Source organism: Microbacterium testaceum (assembly GCF_001476655.1).
In the GTDB taxonomy this organism is placed as follows: Bacteria; Actinomycetota; Actinomycetes; order Actinomycetales; family Microbacteriaceae; genus Microbacterium; species Microbacterium testaceum_C.
Map to the genome: position 1 here is coordinate 25,373 of NZ_LDRT01000107.1, position 9,942 is coordinate 35,314.

General features: G+C 71.1%; 10 protein-coding genes. 5 read left to right on the plus strand and 5 right to left on the minus strand.

Annotation, left to right across the window (positions count from 1 at the left end; translation table 11 throughout):
- Positions 1–95 precede the first annotated feature (95 nt).
- From NS220_RS14100 to NS220_RS14110, 3 genes are read left to right on the plus strand one after another with little or no spacing between them, the layout of a single operon-like run.
- Positions 96–1,259 (plus strand): FAD-dependent monooxygenase, encoded by a 1,164-nt coding sequence (locus NS220_RS14100; protein ID WP_058624666.1) that lies wholly within the window; start codon positions 96–98, stop codon positions 1,257–1,259.
- Positions 1,260–1,276: 17 nt separating this feature from the next.
- Positions 1,277–2,728, plus strand: coding sequence for a GH39 family glycosyl hydrolase (locus NS220_RS14105; RefSeq protein ID WP_058624667.1), 1,452 nt, complete (start codon positions 1,277–1,279; stop codon positions 2,726–2,728).
- Between the two features lie 17 nt (positions 2,729–2,745).
- Positions 2,746–3,396 carry a TetR/AcrR family transcriptional regulator gene (locus NS220_RS14110; RefSeq protein WP_058624668.1) on the plus strand — a complete coding sequence of 217 codons (651 nt, stop codon included), beginning with the start codon at positions 2,746–2,748 and terminating at the stop codon, positions 3,394–3,396.
- Positions 3,397–3,500: 104 nt separating this feature from the next.
- Here the strand turns inward: NS220_RS14110 and pcaC are convergent, their stop codons facing one another.
- The 5 genes from pcaC to pcaH all read right to left on the minus strand — a co-directional run bounded on the left by pcaC (position 3,501) and on the right by pcaH (position 7,546).
- Positions 3,501–3,887, minus strand: a complete 387-nt coding sequence (pcaC, locus tag NS220_RS14115; protein WP_058624669.1) for a 4-carboxymuconolactone decarboxylase — start codon at positions 3,885–3,887, stop codon at positions 3,501–3,503.
- Positions 3,887–4,669, minus strand: a complete 783-nt coding sequence (locus NS220_RS14120; RefSeq protein WP_058624670.1) for an alpha/beta fold hydrolase — start codon at positions 4,667–4,669, stop codon at positions 3,887–3,889. The genes pcaC and NS220_RS14120 overlap by 1 nt, the downstream gene beginning before the upstream one ends.
- On the minus strand, positions 4,666–6,114 hold the full coding sequence (locus tag NS220_RS14125) for a lyase family protein (protein WP_058624671.1): 1,449 nt from the start codon (positions 6,112–6,114) through the stop codon (positions 4,666–4,668). Before NS220_RS14125 ends, NS220_RS14120 begins: the two co-directional genes overlap by 4 nt.
- Positions 6,104–6,667, minus strand: a complete 564-nt coding sequence (gene pcaG, locus NS220_RS14130; protein WP_058624672.1) for a protocatechuate 3,4-dioxygenase subunit alpha — start codon at positions 6,665–6,667, stop codon at positions 6,104–6,106. Before pcaG ends, NS220_RS14125 begins: the two co-directional genes overlap by 11 nt.
- A gap of 69 nt (positions 6,668–6,736) precedes the next feature.
- On the minus strand, positions 6,737–7,546 hold the full coding sequence (gene pcaH, locus NS220_RS14135) for a protocatechuate 3,4-dioxygenase subunit beta (RefSeq protein WP_058624673.1): 810 nt from the start codon (positions 7,544–7,546) through the stop codon (positions 6,737–6,739).
- A gap of 92 nt (positions 7,547–7,638) precedes the next feature.
- Between pcaH and NS220_RS14140 the strand changes: the two genes are divergently transcribed.
- Both NS220_RS14140 and NS220_RS14145 read left to right on the plus strand, forming a co-directional pair.
- Positions 7,639–8,391 (plus strand): IclR family transcriptional regulator, encoded by a 753-nt coding sequence (locus NS220_RS14140; RefSeq protein ID WP_058624678.1) that lies wholly within the window; start codon positions 7,639–7,641, stop codon positions 8,389–8,391.
- A gap of 200 nt (positions 8,392–8,591) precedes the next feature.
- The gene (locus NS220_RS14145) at positions 8,592–9,773 is read left to right on the plus strand and encodes a 4-hydroxybenzoate 3-monooxygenase (protein ID WP_058624674.1); all 1,182 of its coding nucleotides are present in this window, start codon (positions 8,592–8,594) and stop codon (positions 9,771–9,773) included.
- Positions 9,774–9,942: the final 169 nt, after the last annotated feature.

A 9,942-nucleotide genomic window follows, 5' to 3' on the forward strand; every position in this document is an offset into this window, starting at 1 on the left:
TTGCGACGGAACTCGTCCCGGGGGTAGCGTCCGAATCCGAACCCTCATTCTGGTTTCACCCCCACATCCCGCCGACGCTCGAAGAGGAGCTCCCCGTGGCACAACCCCTGAAAGTCCTCATCGTCGGCGCCGGCATCGGCGGCCTCAGCACCGCCTCCGCCCTGGCGCGGATCGGCGCGACCGTCGACGTCATCGACGACAAACCCGAGATCAGCGTCGCCGGAGTCGGCTTCGGCCTGCGCATCAACGGCCTGCGGGCGGTGCGCGAGATCGGCCTGCTCGACGACGTCCTCGCGATCGGCCACCCCGCACCGGGCATCGACAACTACGACGCCGAGGGCAACCTGCTCAGCACCATGAGCTACGGCACCCGGGACGAGGGGCTGCCGGGATGCGTCACGATGTCGCGGATCGCCTTCCTCGAGCTGGCCGCACAGCAGGCCCGCGACAACGGGTGCACGTTCCGGATGAGCACGACCGTCACCCGCATCGCGCAGGACGACGACACCGCGACGGTCACCTTCAGCGGGGGCGACCAGGTCGACTACGACCTCGTCCTGGGCTTCGACGGCCTGCACTCGCAGATCCGTCGCGAGTACTTCGGCGAGAAGTACGCCCCCCGCCCGGTGGGTGGCGTGGCCTGGCGCGCGGGGCTTCCCAACCGCCGCAAGATCATGCAGCCGATCATCTGCCAGGGCTACGGCGGCAAGATCATGCTCACGCCCCTGTCGGAAGAGACCATGTACATGGTCCTCACCGTGGCCGAGGAGGGCCGCCCGCGCTACGACGCGAGCAAGATGGCCGAGATCATGCACGACCGTGCCGCCGATCTCACGCGCGGCTCGACTTTCCTCGCCGATGCTCTGGAAGACGTCCGCCACGCCGAGAACGTCGCCTACACCCCGTACTCCACGGTGTGGGTGCCGTACCCCTGGTTCCGCGGTCGCGTCATGATCATGGGCGATGCGGCGCACACCATGACCCCGTACCTCGGGTCGGGAGCGGCCATGAGCATCGAGGACGGCGTCGTCCTCGCGCAGGAGCTGGCGAAGGATCAGTCACTGCTCGACGCCCAACTCGAGTTCATGAAGCGCCGCCTCCCGCGCGTGCGCGCCGTGCACGAGCGCTCGATCGAATCGATGCTCGAGGAGTTCGACTCCGTCACCGACGAAACCTACCGCGCACGCATCGACCACCTCCGCCACGACGAGCCGGTCGCCAACGAGTACGCGAACCGTCTCCTGCGGATGCCCTACTGAGTCCCGAGGAGACGACCGTGTCACGCACTTCCCCCACCACCGCCCGAACCCGCACCCTCGTCGTGGATGCCGCCGACGAGAGCGCCTTCCGACCGCTGAACGGCGTCGGAGGCGTCCCCGGCCCGGTCGAGGGGTACGCCGCGTTCCCCGACATGACCCCGCTCTGGCGCGAAGCGGGGGTGACGGTCGTGCGGTCGTTCGACTGGGTCTCGCGCCTGGACACGCGGAACAATCCGACGAGCCTCTTCCCCGACTGGAGCGCGGACGTCGACGACCCCGCGAGCTACAACTTCACCGCGACCGACCAGTGGGTCGAGGCGGTGCACGCCATCGGCGCCGAGGTGATGTTCACGATCGCGAGCTCGATCCCGCAGAACAAGCTGCCGGCGGAGGATGTCGAGGTCTACGGCCGGGTGGTCGAGCACATCGTGCGCCACTTCTCCCAGGGCTGGGCGAACGGACCGACGAAACCGATCCGCATCTACGAGTTCGGCGACCAACCCGATTTCGGACCCCTGCACTTCGCCGGGCGGCCCGAGGAGTTCTACGCCATGTACCGCGCGTTCTGCGAGGCGGTGCATCGCGTCGATCCCACGCTGACCGTCGGCGGCCCCGCGACCGCCTTCCCGCTCGAGATCGAGGCCCCGTATCGCGAGGGGTTCCTCCGCTTCGTGCGCGAGAACGACCTCCCCCTGCACTTCTTCTCGTTCCTCTGGTTCACCGACGGCAGTCGTGACCCGTTCGACTACCGCTACGTGTCCGACGAACTGCGGCGAGTGCTCGACGGTCACGGATTCACCGACACCGCTCTCACGCTCTGCTACTGGAACTACCTCGCCGTTCCGAGCAGCTCCGCGCCCGCCTCGGAGAAGGGCGCTTTCCAGGCCGCGACGGCGATCGCCCTGCAGGACACCGTGATCGACCACGCGTTCTTCTTCCGCGCCGACAGCGGTCGCGATCCCCACTACGGCTTCGTCGACCCGGGCGGCGTCGGCGACGAGGAGGGGCGACCGGACGAGCGCTCCCGCGCGCTCGCGCTGGCCGGTCGCGCGACGCAGGGGCGGCGCCTCGCCGTCACGGGCGGCGACGAATCCGGCCTGGCGGCCATCGCCGGTCGCGACGGCGACACGGTGCGCGTCCTCGTGGCGAACTATGTGGCACCCGAGAGCGCTCTGGCCCCGCGCGACGAAGACCGTTTCACCTTCCGCATCCCCATCGGCGAACAGCGCATCGAGCTGGGCCTGACCCTTCCGCCGCAACGCGCGGAGCTGGCATCCGCGGGGGTCGACGCCGCGCGCATCGAGCTGCGCCACCTCCCGTGGGTCGATCGCACCGCGACGGTCACGATCACCTCGTTGACGGGAGCCGAGGACGGTCCCCGTGACGTGAGGGTGTCCGACGCGGGCACCCTTCACCTCGACCTCGCCCTCCCTCCCCAGTCCGCGTTCCTCGTCGAAGTGCACCCCTGACAGGGAGAGGGGGAGCCATGTCCCTACGTCGAAGCGTCAGCGGTCTGTCCGAACCTCAGCAGCAACGCAGCCGGGACTCCTTCGCCAAGGTGCGGGCCGCCGCGCGCGACCTTCTCCGCGAGCGCGGGACCGCGCAGTTCTCGCTCGCCGAGGTGAGCGCGCGGGCCGACGTGTCGATCGGGGCGATCTACGGCCGGGTCGCCGGCAAGGCGGAGCTGCTCCGGATCGTCCAGAGCGAGGAGTTCGACCGTCTCGACCGCGAGACCGAGGAACGTATCGGCGAAGCGGGAGCGGAGGCTGCGGACTTCGCGGCCGGGACCGCGCAGATCGTCTCCGCCTATGCGGAGATCCTGCGGAGCAACCGCGACGTGCTGTCGCCGTTCTTCCTCCTCGGCGTGGACGACGGCGCGATCCTCGCGCGCGGGCGTCAGTCCGGTGACGCGGGGCAGGCGGTCTTCGTCCGCGCGCTGCGCGGGTGCGCCGAGCGGCACGGGGTCGAGCTGTCCGTGCGGACCGCGGAATGGGCGTTCGAGATCTTCTACAGCCTCTGCGTGCGGTACCTCGGTCTCGGCGTCGCCGCGACCGCGACCCCCGACGGCGCCTACGGCTGGGACGAGCTGCTCGAGCGCCTCGCGCACACGGTGTACCTCGTCACCGCCCCGGCCTGACCGCGAGACGCGTCCCTCGCCCGCCCGCCGCACCGGGGAAGAGCTTCCGGATGCCACGACGGCGGCCGGGAGCCCTCACTCGACGTCGTCGATCAGCCGGGGTGTCACCCGTGCTCGGTGTCCGAGAACACCTCGGACGCGATCCGGAACGCCGTGTTGGCCGCGGGGACCCCCGAGTAGATCGCCGACTGCAGGATCACCTCGCGGATCTCGTCGACCGTGAGGCCGTTGCGCAGCGCCGCGCGCAGGTGCATCGCGAGCTCTTCGTGGTGCCCGTGGGCGATGAGCGAGCTGAGCACCGCGACGGAACGCGAGCGCCGGTCGAGCCCCGGGCGTGACCAGATGTCGCCCCAGGCCACGCGCGTGATGAAGTCCTGCCAGTCGGCGGTGAGGTCGGTGGTCGCCGCCGTCGCACGATCGACGTGCGCGTCCGACAGCACGGCGCGGCGCACGGTCATGCCCTGGTCGTAGCGTTCCTGGTCGGTGGCCATCAGGCGTTTCCTCTCGAGACGGATGCGAAGAACGACCGCAGCAGCGCCGCGACGGCCTCGGGCTGCTCGGCAGGGGGCAGGTGCCCGGCGTCGTCGATGCGTGCGGTGCGGCCGTCCCGGACACCCTCGGCGATCTCGATCGCCTTGGCCTCAGGCGCGACGGCGTCGAACGCGCCCCACGCCGCGAGCACCGGCACCGCGATGTCACCGAGCACCGGACGCACGTCGTACGCGGCGAGCGCCTCGCAGCAGCGGGCGTAGCTGTCGTCGTCGGCGTCTTGCAGCGCGTGCAGCAGACGCCCGGTCAGTTCGGGGCGCCGGGCGATCGAGTCGGGGGCGAACCAGCGCTGCGCCGAGGCGATGATGAGGCTCGATGTGCTCTGCGCACGCGCCTGCGCCGCGCGGTCGGCCCACGCGTCGGGGTCGCCGAGCTGGGCCCCGGATGCCACGATCGCGGCCGCCCGCACCCGGTCGCTGTGCCGCCGCGCCAACTCGAGGCCGGTGGCCCCGCCGAGCGAGACACCCGCGTAGAGGAAGGTCTCGTCGGGGACGGCCGCTGCCACGGCATCCGCGAGATCGGCGACGGCGAAGGCGTCGCGTGCGGTCGGCCCGGCACCGTGGCCGGGAAGATCCCACGCGGCGACGCGGTAGTCGTCGGCGAGCAGGGGCACGACGTCCTCCCAGAGGATCGTCGACGTCCCGAGCGAGGGCCCCAGCACCACGAGCGGCGCACCCGCCGGCCCGGCCGGTTCGGTCAGTGCGATCAGCGGGACCGCAGTCATTCGTCCACCCCGTATCCGTTGGCATCCGATCCTGTGCGGTCTCGGTGATCGCGTGCGGTCTCGGCGCCTCGCGCCGGCTCCGCGCCGCCCGCGCCGCCCGTGCCGCCCGCGCCGCCCGCGCCGCCGCCCCGCGCGAGCCACGGCGCGAGGCCGACGTATGCGCGCGGGTCGAGGAGCGCGTCGACGTCGAGGCCTGCGGCCTCGGGCAGGGCCCGCAGCGCGGGAGCGAGATCGCCGTCGACCGCGAGGAGCTCCGCGAAACGCTCCGCCCCGATCAGCGGCACCAGCACGCCGCGCAGCCGCTCGCTGACGAGGCGACCTCCGGTCAGACCGGAGTTGCGCTCCGCCGCCGCCGCGTCGACACGCAGGTTCGCGGCGAGCGAGGCGGCGTGCCGCGTGGCCCCGAGGGCGAGCCGCACGAGTTCGCGCAGCGTCGGCCATTCGGCGTGCCACGCCCCGTCCGGCCGTTCGTCGACGGCGAGGGATGCCGCGAGGTGCAGGGTCGCCGCCAGCTGCGGCGCGCGCAGGGCGGCGGAGCGGATCAGCACCGCCTCGGCCGGATTCTGCTTCTGCGGCATGGCCGACGAGCCTCCGCCCACTCCCTCGGACACCTCGCCGATCTCGGTACGGCTGAGGGTCGCGACGTCGCCCGCGAACTTCCCCAGCGCATCGAGCGCCTGCGCGATCGCGTCGCCGATCTCGGTGATCGGCCACCGCGTCACGTGCCACGGCGCGTCGGCGACATCGAGCTCCGTCGCGCGGGCGAACGCCGCGGGCAGCGCCGCCGCCCTCTCCTCCGACCCGGTGATCTCGACGAACGACGCGAGCGAGCCGCCGGCCCCACCGAGCTGGGCGGGGTACTCGAGGGCGTCGATGCGCGCCACCGCCCGCTCGATCCCCCGGGCCCAGGCCGCGGCCCGCGCGCCGACGGTCGTCGGGACGGCGTGCTGCGTCAGGGTGCGGGCGGCCCCGACGTCGTCGGCGTGAGCGATGGCGAGCTGCCTCGTCCAGTGCCCCGCGATGTGCAGCGACGAGCGCACCTGCCCCATCGCGCGGCGGACGACCATCATCAGCGCCGTGTCGAGGATGTCCTGACTCGTCGCCCCGCGGTGGATCCACCCGCGATGCTCGGCCGTCACCTGCGCTTTGAGCATGCCGACGAGGGGGATCACCGGGTTGCCCCCTCCCACCGACTCCGCGATGAGACGGTCGATCTCCAGCCCACCGGTGAGGTGGCTGTACTTCTCGTCAAGGCCGAAGACGTGGTCGATGTCGCGGCGGACCTCGAGCGGGGCGGCGCCCACCTCCACGTACGCGGCCACCAGCGCGCACTCGGCCCGCACGAGCTCGTTCAGCACGAATCCGTCCGACACGAACAGGTCGTGCCCGACGGTCACGGGCGAGAGCAGGCCGAGGTCGATGTGCGGCAGGGGCTCAGAAGGCAAGGAAGACCGTCTCTTTCTCGCCCTGCAGTCGGATGTCGTGCGTGAGACCCCCGCCGGGCGTGCGCGTCGCGACGAGGGTAGCGCGCTCGAGCGGTGTCAGCGTCGACAGCAGCGGGTCGGCCGCGAGAGCCGCGTCGTCCCCCGGCACGTAGATCCGCGTGTGCAGCTTGTCGGGCAGCCCCCGCGCGAACACGATCGCCGCATAGAAACCGGGCCGGCCCCGGATGCCACCGGGCTCACGCGTCCAGAACTCGAAGTGTCCCTCGTCGTCGGTGAAAGCGCGGCCGAAACCGGTGAACGTGTGGTCGTCGCGGCGAAACGCGCCGCGCGCCCGCGGCACGGAGCCGTCGGCATCCGCCCCGAAGATCTCGACCAGCGCGTCGGGGACGGGAGCTCCCGCCCCGTCGAACACGGTGCCGCCCAGCACGATCGCTCCGGGCGAGTGGGGGAAGACGACCTCGTGCTGCTTCGGGTACTCCAGCCCGTACGCGAAGAACGGTCCGACGGTCTGTCCGGGGGTCGCGCGGTGGGTCTGGGCGGGCACGGACGTCATCACTCGTCGCCTTCCTGCTCGTGCTTCGACAGGTTCGGGACCACGTCGTGCGTCGATGTCGTCGCCATGTCACTCGTCCTCCGCCTCGAAGTAGGTCTGATCCGGACCGTCCACGACGATGTCGAAGCGGTACCCCGTCGCCCACTCGGGCGAAGTCAGGTCGTGGTCGTAGACGCCCACGAGAGCGTCGCGGTCCTTCTGCCGGTGGATGGTGTTGTAGATCGGGTCGAGAGCGAAGAGCGGGTCCCCCGGGAAGTACATCTGCGTGACGAGACGCTGCGTGAACGACGAGCCGAACACCGAGAAGTGGATGTGGGCGGGTCGCCAGGCGTTGCGGTGGTTCTTCCAGGGGTACGGCCCGGGCTTGATCGTGGTGAAGCGGTACTCGCCGTTCTCGTTCGTGATCGCCCGGCCGGCGCCGGTGAAGTTCGGGTCGAGCGGGGCGGGGTGCTGGTCGCGCTGGTGGATGTAGCGGCCCGCCGCGTTCGCCTGCCAGATCTCGATGAGCTGGTTCGCCACCGGTCGCCCCCACGAGTCGAGCAGCCGCCCCTGGACGACCATGCGCTCCCCCAGCGGCTCGCCCGCGTGCTGCAGGGTGAGGTCGGACTCGATCGCCGCGACGTCGCGCTGCCCGAAGGCGGGCGAGAACAGCTCGATGGTCTCGGGGTCGACGAGCTTCGGATTCTTCGTCGGATGCCGCAGCACGCTCGAGCGGTACGCGGGGAAGTCGTGGGCGGTCGCGGCGACCCGTTCCCCGGCGGCCTCGAGCGCGTCGAGTTCGGCGTGACGGGCGCGGATCTCCTCGACGATCTGACTCTGCGTGGCCTGATCGGGGGCCGCGAGCAACGTCTCGGGCGCGGCGGCGGGAGTGTCGGTCATGGGGGTCTCCTTTGACCAGACCATCGTCCGACATGGCCGGCGCGGGCGGCGAATCCTTCCCGCTGAATGGGAATCGTGGCATCCTGAGCCGCATGGCGAACTCCCCCTCGGGCGACTCGGTCACCGAACGACTGGTGCGCATCCTCGAGACCTTCACGCCCACGCGCACCGCTCAGACGACCGCCGACATCGGTCGGCGGGCGGGCCTGCCGAGCTCGTCCGCGCACCGGATCGTGAACGAACTCGTGGATGCCGGTCTGCTCGAGCGCGACGAGGAGCGACGCGTGCGCGTGGGGATGCGCCTGTGGGAACTGGCGACGCGGTCATCGCACGCGCTGCGGCTGCGGCAGGCCGCGTTGCCGTACATGGAACGCGTCCAGCAGCGCGTGCGGGAGCACACCCAGCTCGCGATCCTCGAGCACGACGAGGCGCTCTTCCTCGAGCGCCTCAGCGCCCCCGACTCGGGTGCCAACATCACGCGCGTCGCCGGACGCCTGCCGGTGCACGCCTCGTCGTCGGGCCTGGTGCTGCTCGCCTTCGCCCCGCACGATCTGCAGGAGCGCGTCCTCGCGGGACCCCTCGCGCGCGTGACGCCCGAGACGATCGTCGACCCGGCGGCCCTGCGCCGCACGCTCGCCGAGATCCGCACCCTCGGTCGCGTGGTGGCCCCCGGGTACGTCGACGAGGTCTCCACGGGCGTCGCCGTCCCCGTGCGCGACGAGACCGGGGCCGTCATCGCCGCCCTCTCGGTCGTCCTGCCGCGCGACGCCGAGACGCAGTTCGCCCTCGTCGAGCTGCACCGCTCCGCCCGCGACATCGAGCGCGCCCTCGGCTATCGCCGCTGACACCCCCGCGTGAGTCGCCAGGTTCTGTCGCCTCGGGCCGCCTTCGGGCGACACATTCTGGCGACTCACGCCCACCTGCGCCCCTGTCCGAGCCGCCACGCCCGCGCGCCAGCGGCATCCCGATCAATGGGAGAACGCGCACGGGGAGGCGGAGACGGAGGCACCATCGACCACAGCCACCGTCGAAGGAGACAGACGCTATGACCACCACCCTCCGCACCCGCGTCGCCATCGTCGGCGCCGGCCCCGCCGGCCTGCTGTTGTCGCACCTGCTCGATCGGGCGGGCATCGACTCCGTCGTCATCGACCAGCGCTCGCGCGACGAGATCGAGAGCACCATCCGCGCCGGCATCCTGGAACAGGGCACCGTCGAACTGCTCGACACGATCGGCGAGGCATCCCGCGCGCGGACGGTCGGTCACCGCCACGACGGCATCGAGCTGCGCGTCGAGGGCGAGGGCCACCGCATCGACTTCGCCGAGACCGTCGGCCGGGCGGTGTGGCTCTACCCCCAGCACGAGGTCCTGAAAGACCTGATCGCCGCGCGCCTCGCCGCGGGGCAGGACCTCCGTTTCGGCGTGACCGCCGAGGGCATCGAGGATGCCGACACCGACCGCCCCCGCGTGATCGCGCGTGATGCCGACGGCGCGCGCCTCGAGATCGAGGCCGATTTCGTCGTCGGCTCCGACGGCTCGCGCAGCGTCGCCCGCGCCACCGTGACCGGGTCGAGTACGGGCGGCTACTTCCGCGAGTACCCCTTCGCCTGGTTCGGCATCCTGTGCGAAGCGCCGCCGAGCAGCGACGAGCTGATCTACAGCAACTCCCCCGAGGGCTTCGCCCTCGTCAGCCAGCGCTCCGACACCGTGCAGCGCATGTACTTCCAGTGCGACCCCGACACCGACACCGCCGCGTTCAGCGAAGCGCAGCTGTGGGACGAGCTGCAGAAGCGCGTGCCCGGCACCACCCTGAAGCAGGGCCCCATCTTCCAGCGCGACGTCCTGCGCTTCCGGAGCTTCGTCGCGCACGAGCTCCGTCGCGGCCGCGTCGCGCTCGTCGGCGACGCGGCGCACACGGTTCCCCCCACGGGCGCGAAGGGCATGAACCTCGCGATCGCCGACGTGCGCCTCCTCGCCGCAGCCCTCGGCGCCTTGCTGCTCGACGGCGACGAGCGTCTGCTCGACGCCTACCCCGAGACCGCGAGCCGCCGCATCTGGAAGGCCCAGCACTTCTCGTGGTGGATGACGAGCCTGCTCCACGTGGCTCCGGATGCCACCGACTTCGACCGCCGCCGCCAGCTCGGCGAGTTGCGCACCGTCGTGGAGTCCGCCTACGGTCGCGCCTACCTCGCCGAGGCCTACTGCGGCTGGCCCTTCGACGCCTGACCCCCCACCCCTGGCCATTATACACATGTGACGCTGCCGACGATCTTACGCTTGTCGATCTCTGACGTCGATGGAGCTATACACAAACAAAATATCAGGAGGCGTACGAAGATTAACACAATCGCTCAACATACTACTTAAGGTCATCGACATACAAGACTACATGAAA